At 72.8% G+C, this 22,705-nt stretch carries 19 protein-coding genes; 7 read left to right on the top strand and 12 right to left on the bottom strand.

Annotated features, from left to right (window positions below):
- From ACZ573_RS02760 to ACZ573_RS02745, 4 genes are all read left to right on the top strand, one after another.
- Complete coding sequence (locus ACZ573_RS02760) at nucleotides 1-1,902, top strand: fumarate reductase/succinate dehydrogenase flavoprotein subunit (protein WP_471298094.1); 1,902 nt, start codon at nucleotides 1-3, stop codon at nucleotides 1,900-1,902.
- Nucleotides 1,899-2,669 carry a succinate dehydrogenase/fumarate reductase iron-sulfur subunit gene (locus ACZ573_RS02755; RefSeq protein WP_471298091.1) on the top strand — a complete coding sequence of 257 codons (771 nt, stop codon included), beginning with the start codon at nucleotides 1,899-1,901 and terminating at the stop codon, nucleotides 2,667-2,669. Before ACZ573_RS02760 ends, ACZ573_RS02755 begins: the two co-directional genes overlap by 4 nt.
- A gap of 165 nt (nucleotides 2,670-2,834) precedes the next feature.
- The gene (locus ACZ573_RS02750) at nucleotides 2,835-4,934 is read left to right on the top strand and encodes a TPM domain-containing protein (protein WP_471298088.1); all 2,100 of its coding nucleotides are present in this window, start codon (nucleotides 2,835-2,837) and stop codon (nucleotides 4,932-4,934) included.
- A 36-nt stretch (nucleotides 4,935-4,970) separates the two neighbouring features.
- A complete protein-coding gene (locus ACZ573_RS02745; RefSeq protein ID WP_471298086.1) occupies nucleotides 4,971-5,690 on the top strand; it encodes a PspA/IM30 family protein in 720 nt (239 codons plus the stop codon).
- 419 nt (nucleotides 5,691-6,109) lie between these two features.
- Here ACZ573_RS02745 and ACZ573_RS02740 read toward each other — a convergent pair whose 3' ends face one another.
- The 6 genes from ACZ573_RS02740 to ACZ573_RS02715 form a co-directional block, all read right to left on the bottom strand.
- Complete coding sequence (locus ACZ573_RS02740; protein WP_471299030.1) at nucleotides 6,110-8,719, bottom strand: SpoIIE family protein phosphatase; 2,610 nt, start codon at nucleotides 8,717-8,719, stop codon at nucleotides 6,110-6,112.
- A 208-nt stretch (nucleotides 8,720-8,927) separates the two neighbouring features.
- The gene (locus ACZ573_RS02735; RefSeq protein WP_471298083.1) at nucleotides 8,928-9,356 is read right to left on the bottom strand and encodes an ATP-binding protein; all 429 of its coding nucleotides are present in this window, start codon (nucleotides 9,354-9,356) and stop codon (nucleotides 8,928-8,930) included.
- Nucleotides 9,357-9,518: 162 nt separating this feature from the next.
- A complete protein-coding gene (locus tag ACZ573_RS02730; protein WP_471298080.1) occupies nucleotides 9,519-9,929 on the bottom strand; it encodes a (deoxy)nucleoside triphosphate pyrophosphohydrolase in 411 nt (136 codons plus the stop codon).
- Between the two features lie 39 nt (nucleotides 9,930-9,968).
- Entirely contained in the window at nucleotides 9,969-10,154 is a 186-nt protein-coding gene (locus tag ACZ573_RS02725) for an SPOR domain-containing protein (protein ID WP_030012541.1), read from the bottom strand.
- A gap of 442 nt (nucleotides 10,155-10,596) precedes the next feature.
- Nucleotides 10,597-11,349 carry a GntR family transcriptional regulator gene (locus ACZ573_RS02720; RefSeq protein ID WP_471298078.1) on the bottom strand — a complete coding sequence of 251 codons (753 nt, stop codon included), beginning with the start codon at nucleotides 11,347-11,349 and terminating at the stop codon, nucleotides 10,597-10,599.
- A gap of 137 nt (nucleotides 11,350-11,486) precedes the next feature.
- Entirely contained in the window at nucleotides 11,487-12,662 is a 1,176-nt protein-coding gene (locus ACZ573_RS02715; RefSeq protein WP_471298076.1) for a DUF4190 domain-containing protein, read from the bottom strand.
- Nucleotides 12,663-12,913: 251 nt separating this feature from the next.
- Between ACZ573_RS02715 and ACZ573_RS02710 the strand changes: the two genes are divergently transcribed.
- The 3 genes from ACZ573_RS02710 (at nucleotide 12,914) to ACZ573_RS02700 (ending at nucleotide 15,968) form a co-directional block, all read left to right on the top strand.
- Nucleotides 12,914-14,008, top strand: a complete 1,095-nt coding sequence (locus ACZ573_RS02710) for a pyridoxal-phosphate dependent enzyme (RefSeq protein WP_471298073.1) — start codon at nucleotides 12,914-12,916, stop codon at nucleotides 14,006-14,008.
- Between the two features lie 149 nt (nucleotides 14,009-14,157).
- Entirely contained in the window at nucleotides 14,158-14,979 is an 822-nt protein-coding gene (locus ACZ573_RS02705; RefSeq protein WP_471298070.1) for an isocitrate lyase/PEP mutase family protein, read from the top strand.
- Between the two features lie 44 nt (nucleotides 14,980-15,023).
- Nucleotides 15,024-15,968: an EamA family transporter gene (locus ACZ573_RS02700; RefSeq protein WP_471298067.1), complete on the top strand. Its 945-nt coding sequence runs from the start codon at nucleotides 15,024-15,026 to the stop codon at nucleotides 15,966-15,968.
- Nucleotides 15,969-15,991: 23 nt separating this feature from the next.
- Here ACZ573_RS02700 and ACZ573_RS02695 read toward each other — a convergent pair whose 3' ends face one another.
- The 6 genes from ACZ573_RS02695 to ACZ573_RS02670 form a co-directional block, all read right to left on the bottom strand.
- The gene (locus tag ACZ573_RS02695) at nucleotides 15,992-16,771 is read right to left on the bottom strand and encodes a trypsin-like serine peptidase (protein WP_471298064.1); all 780 of its coding nucleotides are present in this window, start codon (nucleotides 16,769-16,771) and stop codon (nucleotides 15,992-15,994) included.
- 8 nt (nucleotides 16,772-16,779) lie between these two features.
- Nucleotides 16,780-17,793 (bottom strand): alpha/beta hydrolase, encoded by a 1,014-nt coding sequence (locus ACZ573_RS02690; RefSeq protein ID WP_471298062.1) that lies wholly within the window; start codon nucleotides 17,791-17,793, stop codon nucleotides 16,780-16,782.
- Nucleotides 17,794-18,027: 234 nt separating this feature from the next.
- Nucleotides 18,028-19,254, bottom strand: coding sequence for an alpha/beta hydrolase (locus tag ACZ573_RS02685; protein WP_471298058.1), 1,227 nt, complete (start codon nucleotides 19,252-19,254; stop codon nucleotides 18,028-18,030).
- Between the two features lie 208 nt (nucleotides 19,255-19,462).
- Complete coding sequence (locus tag ACZ573_RS02680; RefSeq protein ID WP_471298056.1) at nucleotides 19,463-20,038, bottom strand: hypothetical protein; 576 nt, start codon at nucleotides 20,036-20,038, stop codon at nucleotides 19,463-19,465.
- A complete protein-coding gene (locus ACZ573_RS02675; RefSeq protein WP_471298054.1) occupies nucleotides 20,035-20,415 on the bottom strand; it encodes a PadR family transcriptional regulator in 381 nt (126 codons plus the stop codon). Before ACZ573_RS02675 ends, ACZ573_RS02680 begins: the two co-directional genes overlap by 4 nt.
- Before the next feature lie 108 nt (nucleotides 20,416-20,523).
- Entirely contained in the window at nucleotides 20,524-22,695 is a 2,172-nt protein-coding gene (locus tag ACZ573_RS02670; RefSeq protein ID WP_471298051.1) for a DEAD/DEAH box helicase, read from the bottom strand.
- Nucleotides 22,696-22,705 lie beyond the last annotated feature (10 nt).

Genomic DNA, 22,705 nt, shown 5'->3' with positions numbered 1-22,705 from the left:
ATGGCTCAAGTGGAACGGCAGCAGTGGGACGTGGTCGTGGTCGGCGCGGGCGGTGCCGGGCTGCGCGCCGCGATCGAGGCCCGCGAGCGCGGCGCCCGTACGGCCGTGATCTGCAAGTCCCTGTTCGGCAAGGCCCATACGGTGATGGCGGAGGGCGGGATCGCCGCCTCCATGGGCAACGTCAACGAGGGCGACAACTGGCAGGTGCACTTCCGCGACACCATGCGCGGGGGCAAGTTTCTCAACCAGTGGCGGATGGCGGAACTCCACGCGAAGGAGGCCCCGGACCGGGTCTGGGAGCTGGAGACCTGGGGCGCCCTCTTCGACCGGACGCCCGACGGGAAGATCTCCCAGCGCAACTTCGGCGGGCACGAGTACCCGCGTCTCGCGCACGTCGGCGACCGCACCGGCCTGGAGCTGATCCGCACGCTCCAGCAGAAGATCGTCCAGCTCCAGCAGGAGGACTTCAAGGAGTACGGGGACTACGAGGCCCGTCTCAAGGTCTTCCAGGAGTGCACGGTCACGAGGGTCCTCAAGGACGGGCCGAAGGTCTCGGGGGCCTTCTGCTACGAACGCGAGTCCGGCCGCTTCTTCGTGCTGGAGGCCCCGGCGGTTGTCCTCGCCACGGGCGGGATCGGCAAGTCCTTCAAGACCACCTCCAACTCCTGGGAGTACACGGGAGACGGCCACGCGCTGGCCCTGCTGGCGGGCGCGCCCCTGCTCAACATGGAGTTCGTGCAGTTCCACCCGACCGGCATGGTCTGGCCGCCGTCGGTCAAGGGCATCCTCGTCACCGAGTCCGTGCGCGGCGACGGCGGGGTGCTGCGCAACTCCGAGGGCAAGCGGTTCATGTTCGACTACATCCCCGACGTCTTCAAGGAGAAGTACGCGGAGTCGGAGGCGGAGGGCGACCGCTGGTACGAGGACCCGGACCACAACCGGCGCCCGCCCGAGCTGCTGCCGCGCGACGAGGTGGCGCGGGCGATCAACTCCGAGGTGAAGGCGGGCCGCGGCTCCCCGCACGGCGGGGTCTTCCTCGACGTGTCCACCCGGATGCCGGCCGAACGGATCAAGCGGCGGCTCCCGTCGATGTACCACCAGTTCAAGGAGCTGGCGGACGTGGACATCACGGCGGAGCCGATGGAGGTGGGCCCGACCTGCCACTACGTGATGGGCGGGATCGCGGTCGACTCGGAGTCCGCCGCCACCGCCGGGGTGCCGGGGCTGTTCGCGGCGGGTGAGGTCGCGGGCGGGATGCACGGCTCGAACCGGCTCGGCGGCAACTCCCTGTCCGATCTGCTGGTCTTCGGACGGCGGGCCGGGCTGCACGCGGCCCAGTACGCAGCCTCACCCTCCGGGCGCCCGGCCGTCTCCCAGGCCGAGATCGACGCGGCGGCGGCGGAGGCGCTGGCCCCCTTCCACGCCACCGAGGGCGCGGAGAACCCGTACACGCTCCACCAGGAACTGCAGACGACCATGAACGACCTCGTCGGCATCATCCGGCGGGCGGGCGAGATGGCCGAGGCGCTGGAGAAGCTCGCGGCCCTGCGCGTACGGGCCTCCCGGGCCGGTGTCGAGGGGCACCGGCAGTTCAACCCGGGCTGGCACCTCGCCCTGGACCTGCGGAACATGCTGCTGGTCAGCGAGTGCGTGGCCCGTGCGGCCCTGGAGCGCACCGAGAGCCGGGGCGGGCACACCCGCGAGGACTGCCCGTCGATGGAGCGCGACTGGCGTCCGGTGAACCTGCTGTGCCGGCCGGTGGACCCGCCCCCGGCGGACCCCGCAGCCGACCGGATCGCCCTGGTCCGCCGGCGCACCGAGCCCATCCGTCCCGACCTGCTCGCGCTCTTCGAGAAGGAAGAGCTGGTCAAGTACCTCGCCGAAGAGGAGCTGCACCCATGAGTACGTACGACGCGAGCTTCCGGATCTGGCGGGGCGACGCGGAGGGCGGGGAGCTGCGCGACTTCACCGTCGAGGTGCACGACGGGGAGGTGGTCCTGGACATCGTCCACCGGCTCCAGGCCACCCAGGCCTCGGACCTGGCGGTGCGCTGGAACTGCAAGGCGGGCAAGTGCGGCTCGTGCAGTGCGGAGGTCAACGGCCGGCCGCGGCTGATGTGCATGACGCGCATGTCGACCTTCGAGCGGTCCGAGACGATCACGGTCACCCCGCTGCGCGCCTTCCCCGTCGTCCGGGACCTGGTGACGGACGTGTCCTTCAACTACGCCAAGGCGCGGGAGGTCCCGGCCTTCGTACCGCCGGAGGGGGTGGCCCCGGGCGCGTACCGCATGCAGCAGATCGATGTGGAGCGCTCGCAGGAGTTCCGCAAGTGCATCGAGTGCTTCCTGTGCCAGGACACCTGCCACGTGGTGCGTGACCACGAGGAGAACAAGGGGGCCTTCGCCGGTCCGCGCTTCCTGATGCGGGTGGCGGAGCTGGACATGCATCCGCTGGACGCGGCGGCGGAGACGGGGCTGGACCGCAAACGCACCGCGCAGGAGGAGCACGGGCTCGGCTACTGCAACATCACCAAGTGCTGTACGGAGGTCTGCCCGGAGGGCATCAAGATCACCGACAACGCGCTGATCCCGCTGAAGGAGCGGGCGGTGGACCGTAAGTACGACCCGCTGGTGTGGCTGGGGAACAAGATCGGGCGCCGGCAGGGCTGACGGCCGGGCCCGCCGCCCGCTCCCACGGCGCTCATGCCGTGGTGGGTGCGGGCGGCGGCGTCCGGAATGGTCGACGGCGTGCGGGGCGTGCTCCCCCGCCGATGACTCCGAATGCGAGGCCGCGAAACCCCCCATAACCTCCCAATTGTGATTCCGCCGAGAAGCATGCCGCGCCGCAGGACGTCCGTACGGGCCGGGCTCGCCCTGGCGGCCGGGCTGCTCGCGGTCGGCGGCTGGGGCGCGGCCGGGGCGGCGCCCGCGTGGGCCGAGGATCCCGTCACCCTGTCCCGGCAGGGGCAGGTCACCGACCGTGTGGGGGCCCTGGGCGACCGGACGGGCGCCGTCACCGCCGCGCTCGACAAGCTGTACGCCGACCGGAAGATCCAGCTCTTCGTCGTCTACGTACAGGACTTCTCCGGGCGCTCCGCCCAGAGCTGGGCCGACGCCACCGCGCAGCGCAACGGCCTCGGCCAGAACGACGTCCTGCTGGCCGTGGCGACCGGGGCCCGCCAGTACGCCTATTCGGCCGATGTCGACTCCGGTTTCACCGAGCAGCAGCTGGCCACCGTCGCGCGGACCGCCATCGAGCCCGCCCTGAAGCAGAACGACTGGGCGGGCGCCGCCATCGGTGCGGCCAACGGCTACAACGCCGTCCTCGGTGGTCAGCCGGTCCCCGTGCCCACCATCACCCCCGGCCCGGCGGATCCCGGCGGCACGGCGAGCGGCGAGAACGGGGCCGGGGACTTCGTGCTCCCGGTGGTCGCCGTCGGCGCGGCCGGGGCGCTGGCGGCGTACACGTACACCCGCCGCAAGCGCAAGGACGCCGCCGGCGGCGGACGCGGTACGACGACCGGGCCGGGCTGGCCCGAAGGGGCGCCGGACCGGCTCCCGCTGCCGGAGCTGGATGCCAGGGCCAAGACCCTGCTGGTGGAGACCGACGACGCGGTCCGCACCAGCACCGAGGAACTCGGTTTCGCCTCCGCCCAGTTCGGCGAGGAGGCGGCCCGGCCCTTCGTCGCGGCCGTGGCGTACGCCAAGGACGAGCTCACGCACGCCTTCCGGCTGCGCCAGCAGCTCGACGACGCCTACCCCGAGGACGACGCGACCCGGCGCCGGATGCTGGACGAGATCGTCGCCCGGTGCACCGAGGCGAACAGGCGGCTGGACGCCGAGTCGGAGGACTTCGACCGGCTGCGGGACCTGGAGAAGAACGCCCCGCAGGCGCTCGCGTCGGTGGAGCAGGGCTACTTGGACCTGACCGGGCGCGCCGCCACCGCCGAGGCGACGCTGACCGCGCTGGCCGGGCGGTACGCGGACTCGGCTTCCGCGCCGGTCGCCTCCAACGCCGAACAGGCCAAGGACCGGCTGCTGTTCGCGGCGACCAGTCTGGGCCTGGCGCACGCGGCCCTCGACGCGGGCGGGAACGGCACGGCCGCCGTGCACGTACGGGCGGCCGAGGGCGCGGTGGACCAGGCGGCGACCCTGGTGGACGCGGTCGAGCGGCGGGCGCGGGAACTGGCGGAGGCGGCCGGGAAGCTGCCGGGCGCGCTGACCGAGACGGACACCGACCTCGCGGACGCCCGCGGGCTGCTCACCGGCACCGCGGAGGGCACCTCGACGGCGGACCTGCGCGGGCGGATCGGCCGGGCGGAGGCCGTGCTGGCCGACGTACGGCGGGAGGAGGCGGCCGGCCGGTACGACCCGATCGACGCCCTGCGCCGGATCGAGGAGGCCGACGCGGCCCTCGACGAGGCGCTGGCCGGGGCGCGGGAACGGGAGTCGGGGCGGCAGCGGGCGGTGGCCCTGCTCGACCAGGCCATGCTGGCGGCGCGCAGTGCGATCGGCGCGGCGACGGACTACATCACCACCACCCGGGGCGCGGTGGGCAGCCAGGCCCGTACCCGGCTGGCGGAGGCGGGCCGGCACCTGGAACGGGCGGTGTCCCTGGCGGCTGCCGACCCGGCGGGGGCGCTGGCGGAGGCCCAGCAGGCGGACGCGCTGGCGCGGCAGGCACAGCAGCTGGCGGAGCAGGACGTACGGGCGTACCAGGACCCGTTCGCGGGCCGGCGGTCCGGCGGCCAGGGCGGCGCCGTCCTGGGCGGGATCATCCTCGGCGAGATCCTGCGGGGCGGCGGGGGCGGTTTCGGGGGATGGGGCGGCGGAGGCGGGGGCGGCGGTTTCGGGGGTGGCGGGGGCGGCAGCGGCCCCGGCTCCTTCGGCGGCGGCGGAACCCGCGGCCGCATGGGCGGCGGCGGCCGCTTCTGAACGGCACACACATCGGCCCGACCAGGAGAGACCACGATGAGCAAGCAGACCGTCCTCGGCCGCGTCACACAGCTCGCCAAGGCCAACATCAATGCGCTGCTGGACCAGGCGGAGGATCCGCAGAAGATGCTGGACCAGCTGATCCGCGACTACACGAACAACATCTCGGAGGCGGAGCAGGCGGTCGCGACGACGATCGGCAATCTGCGGATGCTGGAGGCGGACCACAAGGAGGACGTGGAGACCGCCGCCGAGTGGGGCGGCAAGGCCCTGGCGGCGAGCCGGAAGGCCGACGAGCTGCGGGCGGCGGGATCGGCCGCGGACGCCGACAGGTTCGACAACCTCGCGAAGGTGGCGCTGGGCCGGCAGATCCGGTCCGAGAAGGAGGCGACGGTGGCGGAGCCGACGATCGCCGCCCAGACGCAGGTGGTGGACAAGCTCAAGTCGGGCCTGGACTCGATGCGGAACAAGCTGACGGAGCTCCAGGGCAAGCGCGACGAGCTGGTCTCCCGGGCGAAGACCGCGCAGGCGCAGAACACGATGATGGACGCGGTGAAGAACATCGACGTGCTGGACCCGACGAGCGACCTGCACCGCTTCGAGGAGAAGGTGCGCCGGGAGGAGGCGATGGCGCTCGGCAAGCAGGAGCTGGCCGCCTCCTCCCTGGACGCCCAGTTCGAAGCCCTGGACGACCTGGGCAAGACCTCGGAGATCGAGGCCCGCCTGGCCGCGCTCAAATCCCGCGAGGCCGCCTAGCGCGCCTGGCCCGCCTGGCCCGCCTGGACCAGGAACCCTCGGCCCGCTCCACCGCGGCCTCCCGGACGTCCGGCTCCTCCATCGGGTCCTCGCGCAGTACTGCCAGCCGCTCGCGCACCTCCGGGATGGCCGGGGCGTGCGCGATGGCCGCCATGCGGGCCGTCTGCTCGCAGTCCCAGAGGGATTCGGTGTACGCGTGGTCCAGGCCGGACGGGTCGATGGCGGCCAGCGCCTCCAGGTAGCCGGGCCGTTCGCAGGAGTGCGGGTTGCGCAGCCAGTAGCTGCAGCGCCTTCACGGCGCCCAGGCCCCGGCCTCGTTGCAGCAGTCCTTCGAGGCAGTCGTGGGGGGCGTAGAACATCTCTTCGTCGTCGCTCATCGCCCCGCACCCTGCTCGTCGCGGTACGGGGCCCGCCACTCGTTATCCGTACATGCTCAGCAGCTGCTCCGCCGACAGTTCGGTGACGGCCTCCGATGCCGCGCCGGGCAGCGGGAGTTCGAACCAGACCGTCTTGCCCCGGTGGGTGCGGCGCGTGCCCCAGCCCGCCGACAGCAGGCCGACCAGCTGGAGGCCGCGGCCGCCCTCGTCGGTGTCGCGGGCGCGGCGCCGGCGGGGCTGGACCAGGTTGGCGTCCCAGACCTCGCAGACCAGCGTGCGGTCCAGCAGCAGGCGCAGCCGGATCTCGCCCTCCCCGTAGCGCAGGGCGTTGGTGACCAGTTCGCTGACCAGCAGTTCGGTCGTGTCCAGCAGGCCCTCCAGGCCCCAGGCCGGGAGTTTGGCCCGGGCCAGTTCGCGGGCCCGGCCCACCGAGCGGGCCTCACGCGGCAGTTGCCAGTCGCCGACCGCGTCCAGCGGCAGGCCCTGCACCCGTGCCATGAGCAGGGCGATGTCGTCCTCGCCGTGCCGGGTGTCGAGGGTGTTCAGCACGTGGTCGCAGACGTCCTCCAGCGGCCGGACCGGATCCGCGAGGGCAGCGCGCAGTCCGCGCAGCCCCTCTTCCAGGGGATGGTCGCGGGATTCCACGAGCCCGTCCGTGTAGAGGGCCAGCAGTGCGCCCTCCGGCAGGTCGACCTCGACCTCCTCGAAGGGTTCGCCGCCCACGCCCAGCGGCATCCCGGGCGGCACCTCCAGGAGCAGTGCGGGCCGCGGGACGCCGGCCTCGTCCGGGGGTTCGACCAGCACGGGCGGCATGTGGCCCGCGTTGGCGATCGTGCAGCGCCGCGTCACCGGGTCGTAGACCGCGTACACGCAGGTGGCCAGGTACACCTCGGAGCGGTCCGCGTCCCGCGAGTGCAGGGCCGCCCGGGAGGCCTGCTGGGAGCCGCCGGGGGCGCCGAGGCCGCGGGCGATCTCGTCGAGCGCGGTCAGTACCTCCGCCGGTTCGAGGTCCAGCAGCGCGAGGGTCCGTACGGCGGTCCGCAGTTCCCCCATGGCCACGGCGGCCCGCAGGCCGCGGCCCATGACGTCGCCGACGACCAGGGCGGTGCGGTGCCCGGGGAGCTCGATGACGTCGAACCAGTCGCCGCCGACCTCGGTGGCCGCGTTGCCGGGGAGGTACCGGCAGGCGATGTCGAGGCCGGCCGCCTCCGGGTCGCCGGGGGGCAGCAGGCTGCGCTGCAGGATCAGCGCCCGCTCGTGCTCGCGCCGGTAGAGGCGGGCGTTGTCGATGCACACGGCGGCCCGTGCGGCCAGTTCCACGGCGACCGCGCGGTCGCGTTCGCCGAAGGGTTCGCTGCCCTTGGTCCGGGAGAACTGCGCGAGTCCGACGACCGTGTCGTGAGCGACCATCGGCACGACCAGCGTGGACTGGACGAGGTCCTCCGGTCCGCCGCCCTCGATCAGCCGTGGCCGTGCCGTACGCAGGGCCAGTGCGCCCGGTGACGCGGCCGGGTAGCGGTGGATGTCGCCGACGGAGACCGGTGCGCCGGGACCCGACAGCGGGGCGTCCGAGACGGCGGAGGCGAAGGCCACCCGGCGCAGGGCGGCCGAGGGCGTCCGCGCCGGGCCCTGGCCGGGCAGGCTGGGCACGCCCGGGCCCTGCGGCCGGGCGGGCCGGTCGTCGTCGCCGAGCAGCAGGCCCTGGTAGAGGTCGACGGCGGCCAGGTCGCAGAAGCCGGGGACGGTGACGTCGAGGAGTTCGCGGGCGGTGGTCTCCAGGTCGAGGGAGTTCCCGATGCGGTGCCCGGCCTCGTTGAGGAGGGCCAGGTTGCGCCGGACCCCGGCGGCCTCGCGGGCGGCGAGGTGGCGGCGGGTGACGTCGGTGCCGATCCCGGCGACGCCGATGGGGCGCCCGCTGCCGCCGTGGACGCGGTAGAGGTTGATGGACCAGTGGCGGTTCTCCCGGCTGCGGGGGGTGGCCCCGGTGATCCGCAGATCGGTGACCGAGTCCCCGGTGTCCAGCACCCGGCGCAGGGCTTCGGTCATCCGGTCGGCCTCGTGCGCCGGCAGGTAGTCGTGCACGGTCTTGCCGCGGTGCTCCTCGGCGGCGCCCCCGAAGACGGTGGCGAAGCGGCGGTTGGCCCGCTGCACGGTGAGGTCCGTGCCGAAGAGCAGGAAGCCGAAGGGAGATTGGCCGAATATCGCTTGTGAAGCCGCGAGGTCGGATTCGATCCGGCGCAGCGCGCGTACGTCGACGACGACACACAGCGCGGCCCGCTCGGCGGTCTCGGTCTGGGTGGGCATCACATAGATCTCGGCCACGCCGTGCGCGCCGTTCCCGCCCGGGATCCGGAAGGGGATCAGGCCCGTCCATTCCTTGCCGTCGAGGATCTCGGCGACCTTGCGGTGCGCGTCGGGGCGCAGCTCGGGCGGCATGAAGGCGTCGACCGGGTCGCGTCCCACGACCTGGGAGGCGCTCAGGCCGAACAGTTCCTCGGCGCGCAGGCTCCATTGATCGATGAACCCGTCGGGCCCGATCGAGAAGGAAGCGACCTTTATGTAGTCATATATCGAGCCAGGCGGACTGCTGTGCCACAGGGCGTCGTGCCATGTCTCTCGCGGCACGTCGGTCTGATGTGCCTGCGCAGGTATCTCGCTCACGCGACCGTCCCCTCCAGCTCACCGCAACCGGACCGGCCATGACCGAAGTATTCAGCACCACGGCCCCGGACGGCACGGCGTTCACGATCACAGCACGGTCTCGATGATTTCGAGCCATGTCGCGCGATCCCCTCCGAGCCCTCCCCCCGGCTGCCGCCGGGAGGCGTTCCCGAAAGGTCACACGCCACCGTTCACCTTGTTACTCACCAGGAATAGCCAATTCGAACCACACTGTCTTGCCCGATTTCCCGTGCCGGGTCCCCCAGCGCTGCGAGGACATGGCGACCAGGTGCAGGCCACGGCCCCCCTCGTCGTCGTGGTTCGCGACGCGTTCCCGGGGCGGATCCGGAAGCGGATCGGAAACCTCCACGAGGAGCGCGGGGCCGCCCGCGGGGCCGCCGGCGGCTGGATTGCGCCGTTCCAGGCGGACTCCGATGGGGCCGGAGGCGTACCGCAGGGAATTGGTGACGAGCTCGCTGACCAGCAGGACGGTCACATCGCCGACGACCTCCAGGCCCCAGTCGTGCAAGGTGCCGCGGACGGCGTGGCGGGCGGTGCGGACGGCACCCGGCTCGGCGGGGAAGGCCCACTCGGCGCACTCACCGTCTGTGTCGATCACGCCGATCACTTCCCGGGCCAGCAGCGACCCCAGTCCGGTTCGTCGGGGACGAAAGGGGGACGAGATAGGGATTAATAGCGACATACCCGATATTCGGGGCGTCGTACCACTCGATCCCCGCCCACCGGCGCACTGTGGCGCAGACGGCGTAGACGGCGTAGACCGCGAGCGTCACGCGCCCCCGCCACCGCCCCGGCGCAGCCGGCGCCCCGCCTCGGCGACTGCGGGGCGGTCCTGGTCCAGCCAGTCCACCGACTCCAGCTCTTCCGGCCCGAGCCAGCGCAGCTCGTCGTGGTCCTCCAGCGGGGCGGGCACTCCGGAGAGCAGCCGGGCGGTCCACACGTGCAGGACGAGCCCGGGCCGCAGCGGCCACTCCCCCGGGATCCGCTCCAGCGGCTCGGCCTCCACGCCGAGCTCCTCGCGCAGTTCGCGCACCAGCGCGTCGGGGACGGACTCACCCGGTTCGGCCTTTCCGCCCGGCAGCTCCCAGCGTCCGGCGAGCTCGGGCGGTGCGCTGCGGCGGGCGGCCAGCAGGCGCCCCTCATGACAAAGGGCTCCGCCCACGACCACGCGTACCGTCATGGGCGGAGCCTATGTCAGCGTCGCAGGGCGCTGCGACGCTCAGTTCATCGTGGCGGTCTGGCCGATCCGCTCGACCCAGTAGAGCTGCTTGTGCCCTCGGTCCTCGAGGCTGTCGGCGACCTTCTGGGCCTCGGCCCGGGTGGCGTACCGGCCCACCCGGTAGCGGTTGCCGTTGTCGTCCTCGCGTATGACCAGCCACGGAAGCAGCGCACCGCTGTCGTTCATTGCGTTTCACCCTCCGCCGACGTATGTGTCCGGGAAACCGCATTGCGCATATGCCCGAGCTTACGCCCGACCTTTACGGAGCGGATACGGTTTTTCACGAAGAGGTACCTCACAGGCGTACGCATCCGGCCACGCGTACGAGTGGGCCGTGCGCGCCGGTCCGAACGGGGCGCACCCGGGGCCGGGGCGGGGCCGCGGCGCCGCCGTGCGGCGGGCATCCGCGCAGGTGGCGCGGCGGGCGCGGCGGGGCGTCCGGCGCGGCCCGGGCCGCGGTGCGCGGGGAGCGGGTCCCGGCATGCGGACCGAACGGTCCGGGGATGCCCGGGGCCGGGACGGCGCGGGCGTCCGCCATCGCGCCGAAACCCGCCGGGTCGCGGGCGTCGCGCCGGTCGCGTGTGAACCCCGGGGCGGTGCCCGGGGGTTCACCCTGCGGCGGGAGCGTTCATCTCACCGGGAGGTGGTACGCCAGGCGGTAGCGGTCCGCCGGGACGACCACGTCGGCCGTCTCCACGGCACGGCCGGAGGCGTAGTAGGTGCGGCCGATCACCAGCACCACGTGCCCCGGCACCCCGCCGAGGAGCATGATCTCCTCCGCCAGGCCGGGCCGGGCGCCGACCTCCTCGACCACGTTGTCCACGACGACGTCGATCGCGGCCATCCGGTCGACCACCCCGGAGCCGCCCAGCGGCCCTTCCTCCGGCAGCATCACCGGCGTCCGGCCGGTCACGGCCAGCGGTTCCCAGGAGGTCGACAGCATCATCGCCTCCCCCGCGTCGCGGAAGACGTACCGCGTCCGCATCACGCGCTCGCCGGGATCGAGGCCGAGCCGCTTCGCGATCTCCGCGGGCGCGCCCGTCTGCTCGCTGCTCGACTCCCACGTGCCGCGCGCGGCGGCGTCCGCCTGCTCCTGCCGGAACGGCGTCGAGGCGCCGCCCGTGCGATAGCCGGCGCGGGCGACCCGCCGCGGGACCGGCTGTTCCCGTACGTACGTGCCGGATCCGGACCGGCCCTCGACCAGCCCCTCCGCCATGAGGACCTTGCGCGCCTCCAGGGCCACGGTGTCGGAGACCCCGTACTCCTCGCGGATGCGTGCCTGAGAGGGAAGCCGGGCGTGCGGGGGCAGAGAACCGTCGACGATCTTCCGTCGCAGATCCCCGGCCACGCGCAGATAGGCCGGCTGCTCACCGAAAGTCACTGGCCACTCCCATCAGGTTGACAGACAGCTACACCCTGGCAACCGAGGGTTGAAGACCGCAAGCAAGGGCCAGAGTTTCACTCGAAGTGATGAAGCCAGGTCACTCAAACCCGCTACCCTGCGTTACCCGAAGGACGTCACACCGACTCGGCCGAGGGGCCCCCGCCGGTCCCGTCGTCCGGGTCCTCCAGGTCCTCATGGCTGTCCGACAGCCACTGCGGAATCGCCGTCGAAAGCCCGTACGCACCACGCAGCGCCTGCTCCGTCCCCATGGACATCGCGGCCAGCGCCCGGTCCCACTGCTTGTCGAACTCCTCCGGCGTCCTGGCCTGCGAGGCGCGCTGCCACTGCGCACGCGCCGCCTCGATCTCCGCCAGCTGCGCCGCAGCGGCCTTCTCCAGCCCCGCCCGGGCCGCCTCCCCCTGGAGGAGCTTCGCCTCGGCGCCCAGCACCGCGTGCACCTCGCGCGCCCACGCCTGGTACGCGGGCAGCGCGTCCTCCACGTCGTCCTCGGGAGGCCGGCTCATGACGAACTCGACGGTGTTGGCGGCCCGCAGGAAGGCCGACTGCTCGGGCTTCAGCATTCCGGCGTCCTTGCGCAGGCTGCCCCGCCACTCCTCGTCGGTGGTACCGATCACGCAGAGCAGCGTCCGGTCCCCCTCGCGCCAGGACCGGCGCGAGGGCGCGTAGTAGAACATCTCCGCGTACTCGGGCAGCGCCCACGTGTCCATCGCGTACTCGTCCTGGGCCTTCCAGCACGCGTCCTCGGACGCGCGCCCGGCCTCACGCGGCTCGGGACCGTCCGGCGCCCCCAGCACCTTGGACGCGGTGACCTCACCGTGGTGCACCTGCGCACAGTCGATCCGGTACGTCACGGGCCGCTCGTCGATCAGGTCCCCGCCGGGAACGTTGAAGCAGTCGCCCGCCCGGAGGTCGTCGAGGTCCGTGAGCTCGCCCTCGACGCCCGCGAACTCGCTCAGCGACCCGAACCGGTCGTCGTCGGAGCTCAGGACCCGCTCGGCGGTGAAGACCAGCGCGCCGGTCATCGCCACGGACACCACCAGGCCCACGATCGCCAGGGCCTTGCCCCGCTCCCCCCGCTTCGCGATCTGTACGAGGGCTGCGATGCCGAAGGCTATGCCGAGCGGCGCCATGCACAGCAGCCCGGACAGCAGCGAGGCGAGTGCGAAGCCGTTGAGCGCCGGCGGCTGCTGTCCGTGACCGGGCGGCGGACCCCAGCCCCAGCCCTGCTGCGGGGGCGGCGGGGGCCAGGAGTGGCCCGGTCCGGGAGGAGGACTCGGCGGGGTGCTCACGGGGGCGGACTCCATCGCAGGGCGGCATCGCAGGGCGGCATCGCGGGGCGCGCCGCGGAAGGCGCGAACGAATGCGCGAAATAGTACGCAGCCGGGGCGCCCGGCAGGTCGCTCGCCCCCCGCCGTCGCGCCCGGCCCGGCGGCCGCCCCCGGCTCCCGCGCGGTGGTGCGTGGGCCGACCCCGGTGACGATCACCGGCGCGTAACATCCGTGCCGTACACCGGCCATGACCGAGCAGAGGTGTTCCACACATGACGCACGCACTCCCCGGCTACATCTGTTCCGAGGACGGCACCCGCGCGGACGTCCGGACGGCGCCGTGGGCGTGCCCGGTCTGCGGCGGACCCTGGGACCTCGATTTCACGCCGGACCCGGCCGCGGCACTGGAACCGGCCGCGGGACCGAACTCCCTGTGGCGGTACGGGTCCGTGCTGCCGCTGCCCGGGGCGTTCTCCGTATCGCTGGCCGAGGGGCACACCCCGCTGGTCCCGCTGGCGGAGCGGATCCACGCCAAGCTCGACTTCCTGATGCCCACGCGGTCCTTCAAGGACCGGGGCGCGGTCATGCTCGTGGAGCTCGCCCGGCGGCTCGCACCAGAGCGGGTCGTGGCGGACAGCAGCGGCAACGCCGGGACGGCGGTGGCCGCGTACTGCGCGCGGGCCGGACTGGCCTGCGAAATCTTCGTGCCCGAGGGCACGTCGGAGAAGAAGACGGCCCGGATGCGGTCGCACGGCGCGGACGTCCGGGTGGTCGCCGGTGGCCGCGAGGCCGCCTCGGAGGCAGCCCGGGCCGCGGCGGACGCGCCCGGGGTCTTCTACGCGAGCCACGTGTTCAACCCGTACTTCCTGCACGGGACCAAGACGTACGTGTATGAGGTGTGGGAGGAGCTGGGCGGCCGGCTCCCGGAGGCCCTGGTGGTCCCCGTGGGCAACGGCACCCTGCTGCTCGGGGCCGCCCTGGCCGTGGAGGAACTGGCCCGGCGCGGGGTCAGGCCGCCGGCGCTGATCGCGGTCCAGGCGGAGGCGGTGTCCCCGCTGGCGCGGGCCTTCGCGGCGGGCGCCGAGGAAGCCGCCCCGGTGGAACAGCGGCCGACCCTGGCCGAGGGGATCGCGATCCCGGCACCGCCCCGCGCCCGCCAGATCCTGGCGGCGGTCCGCAAGTCCGGCGGCACCTTCCTGACCGTCCCGGACGACCGGCTGCAGGAGGCCCAGTGGGACCTGGCCCGCCGCGGCCTCTCCGTGGAGCCGACGGCCGCGGCCTGCTGGGCCGCGGTGGGCCCGGCGGCGCCCGGGGATCCCCTGCAGGGCCGCACCGCCGTGATCCCCCTGTGCGGCGCGGGCGGATAGCCGACGGGCGGATCCGGGCCGACGGACGACGGGCGGAGGCCGGCGGACGGGCGGAGGCCGGCGGCGGGAGCCGCCGCGCCCGCGCCCCGTCCCACGTCCATGCCGGAATTCCGCGAGACCGGACGCACCCGGTCTGGTGAACTGACCCCATGACCACCCATGTTGATCTCGCCGCCAAGGCCGCCGCGTTCGCGGCCCTGCACACCCCCGCCGCCCCGCTCGCCCTCGCCAACGCCTGGGACGTGGCCAGCGCCCGCATCGTCGCGGCCGCCGGCGCCCCCGCCGTCGCCACCACCAGCGCCGGCGTCGCCTGGTCCCTCGGCTCCCCCGACGGCGACGCGCTCGCCCGGGACCGGGCCCTGGACCTCGTCGCCCGCGTGGTCGCCGCCGTCCCCGCCGTACCCGTCACCGCCGACATCGAGGGCGGCTTCGGCGCCGACCCGGCCGCCGTGGGCGAGACCGTGACCGGGGTCCTGGACGCCGGCGCGGTCGGCATCAACATCGAGGACGGCCACCGCGACCCCGCCGAGCAGATCGAGCGCCTGGCCGCGGCCCGCGCCGCGGCCGACGCCGCCGGGGTCCCGCTCTACATCAACGCCCGCATCGACACCTACCTCCGGGGCTTCGGCGAGGACGCCACCCGCCTGGACGACACCCTCGCCCGCGCCGCCGCGTACCTGCGGGCCGGAGCCTCCGGCGTCTTCGTGCCCGGTGTGCTCGACCCGGCCACCGTCGCCGAGCTCGCCAAGGGCATCGACGCGCCCCTCAACATCCTGCTCGGCCCGGACGCCCCGACCGTCGCCGCCTTCGGCGCCCTCGGCGTCTCCCGCGTCAGCCTCGGTTCCTGGGTCGCCGAAGCCGCGTACGCCGTGGTCCGGCGCGCCGCCGAGGAGCTGATCTCGCAGGGCACCTACGGGGCGCTCGCACACTCCCTGCCCTACGGCCAGCTGAACGACCTGCTCAAGGGCTGAGATATCCGGAAGCGTGCATGGGCCAAGGACCTTAGGATCCGAGCATGAGCACCTCAACGCCGGTCGACGGCAAGGCCTCCGGGCCGGCCACCACCGCCCTCGGCAGGATCCCGGGCGCGGTCTGGGCCGCCCTCGCCGTCGTCTACGTCGTCTGGGGCTCGACCTACCTCGGCATCCGGATCGTCGTCGAGACCATGCCGCCGTTCCTCTCCGCCGGAGCCCGGTTCATCACCGCCGGCCTGCTGCTGTCCGCCGTCGTCGCCTGGCGGTACGGTCCGGCCGCGCTGCGGGCCACCCGCGCGCAGCTCGGCTCGGCGGCCCTGGTCGGGCTGCTGCTGATCCTCGGCGGGAACGGCCTGGTGGTCCTCGCCGAGACTTCGGTGCCGTCGGGCCTTGCCGCGCTGCTGGTGGCGGCGGTGCCGATGTGGGTGGTGGTGCTCCGGACGACCACGGGGGACCGGCCCGCGCCGCGCACCCTGGCCGGGGTGCTGGTGGGTCTCGCCGGGCTCGCGGTGCTGACCAGCCCGGGGCTCAGCGGCGACGTGCGGCTGTCGGGGGTGCTGCTGGTCGTGGCGGCTTCGGTGCTGTGGTCGCTGGGCTCGTTCTCGGCGCCGCGGCTGAAGCTGCCGGCCAACCCGTTCACGGGCAGCGCCTACCAGATGTTCGCGGGCGGGGTCGCCGCCGTGGTCGTGGGCCTGCTGCGCGGCGAGCACCGCGGCCTGGACCCGGCGGCGTTCTCCACCGCCTCCTGGCTGGCCCTCGGCTATCTGACGGTCGTCGGCTCGCTCGTCGGTTTCACGGCGTACGTGTGGCTGCTCCAGGCCGCGCCGCTGTCGCTGGTGTCCACGTACGCGTACGTCAATCCGGTCGTGGCCGTGGCGCTCGGCACGCTGATCCTCGACGAGGCCCTGACCTGGCCGATCCTGGTCGGCGGGGCGATCGTCGTGGCGGCGGTGGGCGTGATCGTCAGTACCGAGCGGAGGCAGTAGCAGCGGGGGCGGCGCGGGCGCGCTCAGCCCCGCGCGGCCCGCTCGTACAGGGCTTTCGCGTGCTCGTCGAAGAGCGCGGCCGTGGAGTCCACGTCCGTGTCCCCGCCGCTCAGCACCCCGATCAGGTGCCCGGCCCGGTCCGGCCCGCCCCGGTCCGCGATCCAGGGGCTGCCGCTGGTCCCCGTCCAGAACCCGGCGCAGCTCATGTAGAGCATGTCGGGGTCGTCCTCGTCGTGGCGGGTCTGGGTGGTGCAGGAGACGGGCTTGTTCTGCGGGTTGTGCTCGGACTCCGGGTAGCCGACGACGGTCACGTCCCGCTCGTACCCCGAGGTCCACTCGGGCTTCGGGGCCTCGGCGCCGCCGCCGACCGCGTCCTGGATGCTGCGCCCGTCCTCGTCCGGCTCGATGGTGAGGAAGGCGAAGTCGGCGGTGTCCTCGCCCCATTTCGTCCAGCGGTCGTCCACGTGGATCGACTTGACCTTCCACACCCCCAGCGGCTGGGTGCCGGCGCCCTCGCCGGAGAAGGCCGGGGCGAAGGAGAGCTCGCCGATGGCCAGCCCGTCGTGGGCCACCTCGCCCGGCTGCCCGTCCTCGCCCGCCGGGGCCACGCAGTGCGCGGCGGTGGCGACGACGTTGCCCTCGGGGCTGTCGACGACGCTCGCCGTGCACCAGTGCTCGCCGCCCGCCATGAGGACGCCGACGGTGGGGAAGGGGAGCACCGGACGCTCGCCGGGCACCTCGAGGAACGCGACGGCGAACACCGCCGCGATCCCCGCCACGGCGGCCGCCGACGCCCCCCTCACCGCCGTGCTCAACGCACGCCGGGATCGGGTGTCGGTCCCTTCATCACCTTGCTGATCCACTCCAGGGAGCCCTCCCTCATGCCGCGCACGTACGACTTTCCGTTGTGCTCACCATCCTGGATCACCTGCAGCGAGGTGTGCACGGGGCCCTTCCCGAAGTCGTTCATGAACTTCTCGGCCTTGTCGCGGCCGCTCTCCGCGGTGCCGATCTGGAAGTTGATGTAGACGTCCGGACCGCCCGCCGCGATCAGCTTCGCGGCGAGCTTCTCCGGGTTGTCGGCGTCCATGGCCTGCGTGTTCCCCTGCCACAGCGGGGAGTCGGGGACGATGTCGACCCCGCTCGCGATGGCCGCCTTGAACCGGTCGGGGTGCTTGAGGACGTGCTTGAAGGCTCCGAATCCGCCCGCGGAGGAGCCCATGAAGGCCCAGCCGTCGCGGGAGGTGAAGGTGCGGAAATTGGCCTTCGTGAAATCCGGGATGTCTTCGACCATCCAGGTGCCCATCTTGGGCTGGCCGGGGATGTCCGAGGCGTCGAAGTGGTGCTTGGTGTCGGCGTTGTGCACGGGCATGATCAGGATGAAGGGCAGGCTGGTGCCGGCCTTGGCCCCGTCGCTCACGGCCTTCTGGAGGCCGAGGCCGGGACCCGTACCCCAGTAGTTGGTGGGGTAGCCGCGGCCGCCGGGCAGGGAGATCAGGACCGGGAAGCCGCTCTTGGCGTACTTCGGGTCGTCGTACTCCTTGGGCACCCACACCCACACGTCACCCGTGAAGCCGGACTTCTTGCCGGTGAGGGTGGTGCGGCCGATCTGGGTGCCGTCCGGCAGCCGGGAGGTACGGACGAACGAGGCCTTCGGCCCGGTCGGCATCTGCACCTCGGGCGGCAGCTCGGCGGCCGCGCCGGCCTTCTCCTGGACCTGGCCGAAGGAGACCGGATCCCCTATGTCCGAGAAGAGGCCGTACTTGTACGCCGCCGTTCCGCCCCCGGCGAGGGTGAGCGCGAGCCCGCTGCTGATCAGGATCATGCGCAGGCGATGGGGGCGACGGCCGCCCTCGGTCACAGGGTTGCCGTCGCCTTGCTGGTCTTGCTGCACGGTTTTTGTCCCGTTCCTTCTCCGGCGCCCGCCAGGAGCGCGGGTCGGACCGATCGGTCCCCCTTACACCCTTTACAGAGGTATGAACGACGGGATGGGTTGCCTGGGACGGGGGTGACGTGGCGAGCACCACGCGGCCGGCCGGGACGCCCGCGGCCGGCCCGGTCAGCCGGCTTCGGGCTTGGGCCCCTTCAGGACCTTGCTGACCCACTCCAGGGAGCCTTCCTTCATGCCCCGGACGTAGTGCCAGCCGTTGTGCTCACCGTTCTGGATGTCGCGGATGGTCATCTTGACCGGTCCCTTGCCGTACTGCTGCTGGAACTTCGTCATCCGCTCCTTCCCGCTCTCCTTGGTGCCGATCTGGAAGTTGATGTAGACCTCGGGGCCCTTGGTGTCGATCAGCTTCTGGGCGAGCTTCTCGGGGTTGTTCGCGTCCATCTCGGCCTGGTGGCCCTTCCAGAGCGGGGAGTCCGGGACGATCTCGCCGCCGCTGGCGATCACGGCCTTGAACCGGTCCGGGTACTGCAGGACGGTCTTCATGCCGACGAAGGCGCCGGAGGAGGAGCCCATGAAGGCCCAGCCGTCACGGGACTTGTACGTACGGAAGTTGGCCTTGGCGAAGTCCGGGATGTCCTCGGCGATCCACGTGCCCATCTTGGCCTGGCCGGGGATGTCGGAGCCGTCGTAGTAGTACTTGGCGTCCGGGTTGAGCACCGGCATGATCACGACGAATGGCAGGCTGGTACCGGCCTTGGCGCCGTCGCTGATGGCCTTCTGGAGGCCGAGGCTGCGGTCGGCCCAGTAGTTGTCCGGGTAGCCGTTGCCGCCGGGGAGCGCGATGAGGACCGGGAAGCCGCTCTTGGCGTACTTGGGGTCGTCGTACTCCTTGGGCGCCCACACCCATACGTCACCCGTGAAGCCGGACTTCGCGCCGGCGAGGCGGGTCTTGGCGATGATCGTGCCGTCGTCGAGCTTGGTGGTCTGCTTGAAGCCTGACTTGGGGCCGGCCGGCAGAGCCACGTCCGGGTCGCCGGAGGGGGTGGCGGCGGTCGCCGGGGCGCTGGGGTCCGCCTTGTCCGTGGCCGGGGGCGGGGTGTTCTTCCCGAAGCTCACGTCCTCGCCGTTGCCGGAGAACCAGTCGAGCTTCCAGGCGGCGAACCCGCCGCCGAGCAGGAGCGCGAGGGCGACCGTCGCGCTGATCCCTATTCGGCGCCGGGAGCGCCTGGGCTCCGGGGTCCGGGTGGGGGCGGCCTGCTCGCCGTACGGCTGGTGCTGCTGCGCCGGCCCCGGGTACCCGGGGAAGTCCCGGTGCCCCTGGTGCTGCTCCTGGGGCGGGTACTCCGGGTACGACTGCTGCTCATCAGGCCGCGGGCGCTGCGGGTACTGGTGCACGAACTTCGCTCCGAACGGTCATGGCTGCCCCCGAGGGCAGAACGGCTGGGCATCCCCTGGTTCTGATGTGCGAAACCCCCGCACAGTTCCAAAACAGAGCAAAATCATGCCAGGGATCTCGGCCGGCCGGCCGTCTCGACGCTGGGCGCGAGCGCCGCCGCGCACCGCCCGAGCAGCCGGATCAGCCGGATCAGCCGGATCAGCCGGATCAGCAAGGCTGAGCTGCGCCGTTCTTGGCGTTCCGGCGGGCTCGCAGGTCGGCGACTATGTACGGCAGCGCGGGCAGCAGCAGGACCGCCGCGGTCCACAGCGGGAGCGTGAACAGCACCCCGTCCCCGGTCAGCCACTTGGTGAGGATCATCACGGGCAGGCCGACGGCGAAGGAGAGCAGCCAGTGCTGGTGCATGGGCATGCTGCCCCGCCGCAGTTCCCAGGCGACCGTGATCGCGCCGATGGCCGCCCAGAAGGCGACGTAGTCGGCGGTCACGGCCAGTTGGGTGGTCCAGCGGAGCAGGTGCGAGAAGACCGGCAGGACGCCGAGGACGAAGCAGGCCATGGCCAGTGTGCGCAGGGCCCGCCGGCCGAACGGCGCTCGCTCGCGCGCCCAGGCCGCGGCGAAGGCCCGTACGTCCGGGCCGACGACGTCCTGCCCGGTGCGCCCGGCGGCCTCGGCGTCCTCCAGGTGCGCGGAGAGCTCGTCGAGCATCTCCCGCATGGCCGCTTCGCCGACGCCGCGGTACTCCCAGTTGCTACGGCAGGCGGCAAGTATCTGCTCGTTCGTCATGGTGCTTCTTCCCCCGTGGGTTGCGTACCGGCGCTCAGGATCCGGCCGACGGGGGCGGCGAAGGCCTGCCAGTCGGCCCGCCCCCCGGTCAGCTCGGCGCGGCCGGCCTCGGTCGGTCGGTAGTACTTGCGCGGGGCGCCGCCGCTGGGGGACGGGGCACGGTACGAGGAGATGAGCCCCGCCCGCTCCATCCGTGCGAGCAGCGGATAGATGCTGCCGTCGCTGACGAGGTCGAGCCCGCCTTCGGCGAGGGCCTCGGCGAACTCGAATCCGTAGCGGGGCCGTTCGGCGATGAGGGACAGCAGACAGAGGTCGAGCACTCCGCGCAGGAGCTGACTGCGCCGTTGGTCTGCGGTCGCGGCCGGCTTCTTTGTCATGCGGTACAAGATAGTCGCCGACTCCCTTGCACCGCAAGACAGTCAGATTCTCCTAGGTCCTGTCGTCAAAGTGGCGTCGCGGGCCCGACGGGACTTTGACGACAGGGCCTAGGCCGGCCCGCGGACCGTTCCCAGCCGCGCCTGCTCCTCCTCGACGATCCGGCGGGCCATCGCGACGTCCGACACGTCGACCGCGTCCGGTGTGGACTCGGCGACGGCGCTGCGCCGTGCGTACGCGTCGAACAGACGGCTCTTGTTCTTGAGGATCCGCACCATCCGCTCGTCCACGCCGCGCGTGGCGAGCAGCCGGTGCACCCGGACCGGACGCACCTGCCCCATCCGGTGGGCCCGCGCCACCGCCTGGTTCTCGATGGTCGGCTTGACCTGGGGCTCGCAGATGATCACGACGGAGGCGGCCTGCATGTTGAGCCCGACCCCCGCCGCCTCGATCTGCGCCACCAGCACCGCGTGCCCCGGCGCGGCGGCGAACTCGTCCACCACCTGCTGGCGGCGGGCGGGCGGCACGTTCCCCGAGAGCGGGCCGAACACCCGGCCGCCGCCGGGGCCCGGCGCGGCCTCCAGGGAGTCCTTCACCACCGCCAGGACGTCCCTGAAGTTGGAGAACACCACCACCTTCAGCCCGTTCTCGGCGGCGTCCTCGACGATCTCGCGCAGCCGGTTCAGCTTCGCCGACCTCTCGGGGTGCGCGTACGCCGCCCTGCGCATCGCCATGAAGTTGCCCGAGCGGACGGCCTCGCGGTAGGCGGCCTCGTCGGAGGCGCTCAGCTCCTCCCACTCGTCCGTGTGCTGGAGCGCGGGCAGTTCGGTCAGCACGTCCTGCTGGTTGCGGCGCAGATAGACCGGGGCGACGGCCTTCCGGAAGGCCTTGGAGCCGGCCACGCCGTCGCGGTCACCGACGGCCGCGGCCAGGTCGGGCTGGAGGATGTTCACCAGGCTGCGGAATTCGGAGACCCGGTTCTCCATGGGTGTCCCGGTCATGAACAGAACGCGGTCGCAGCGCCCGGACCATTCGGTCACGGCCTGCGCGCGCCGGGTCTTCGGATTCTTCACGTAGTGCGCCTCGTCCACGACCAGCATCCCGATCTCGCCGCCTCCGGGCGTGGGAAATCCGCGCAGGGCGTCGAAGGTGGTCACCGCGACCCCGCCCCGGCCCTTCCAGTCGGCGAACGCCTCCTGCCGGTCGGGGCCGTGCAGGCACATCACGCGCAGCTTGCTGCGGGCCTCGATCTCACGCGTCCAGTTGATCAGGACGCTGGCCGGGCAGACGACCATGAAGTGGCTCTGGCCTTCGGCGGCGAGGTGGGACAGGGCGGCGATGGCCTGGATGGTCTTCCCGAGCCCCATCTCGTCCCCGAGGACCACCTTGCGCTGCGCCAGCGCGAACCGCGCCCCGAAGGACTGGTAACCGCGCAGCGACACCCTGCGGTGCGTGTCGTCGAGCTGCTGGCGGCGGACCCGCTCGGCGACCTCGTCGGGCAGGAACCCTTCGGCGGCGGCCGCGTCGGGGCTGCGGCCGGAGATCTCCGCGAGGAGGCTGTAGTACTCGGCGGACCGCAGCTCGAAGTCGACCCAGGCCGCCACCTCGGTCGAGGGACCGCGCAGCAGATCCACCGAGGCCTGCGCGAGCAGTTCGGGCACCGCGCCCTGCGCCGCTTCCTCGGTCAGGCCGCGGACCTCGGCGACGGCGCCGAGCGCCCGGTCCCGCTTGGCCTGCCCCGCCAGCAGCATCCGCAGCCGCCCGGCGGCCGGCCTGGCCTCGGCGAGCAGCGGGCCGAGCCGCTCCGCGAGCACCGCGGCCGCGTCGAGGGCGCGCTGCGCGTCGGGGCCCGCCTCCACCAGTACGTGCAGGGCCGTCACGAGCGCGGTGGTCCGGGGCTCCGGCCGGTCCACGTCGATGTGGACGGCGATGGTCTCGCGGACGGCGTCGGAGATCTGGCGTGCCGCCGCGATGACCTGATCGGCGGTCCGCTGCCCCACACCGGGGATCTGGCGCAGCCGGTACGACCCGGCGTCGAGCACCTGCCCGACCGAGCGCAGCCCGCTCCGCTCGACCTCCCCGAGCCTCAGCCGGCCCTCGGTGACCTCCTTCAGCCGGGTCACGGGGATGGCGTCCAGGGCCTGTTCCGCCGCCGCGTCGTGGATCGGCTTCAGGGCCTCCCGAACGGCGTCGACGGCCTGCCGGTGGTCACCGACCACCGCCTGCGCGGCCTCGTACAGCCGCTCTCCCCCGGCGACCGCCTCCCGCTCCCTGCGCCCCATCCGGCCCCGG

Source organism: Streptomyces sp. NPDC040545, assembly GCF_055595065.1.
Note: the sequence above shows the minus strand (reverse complement) of the source record. Positions and strands in the feature narration are given on the sequence as shown.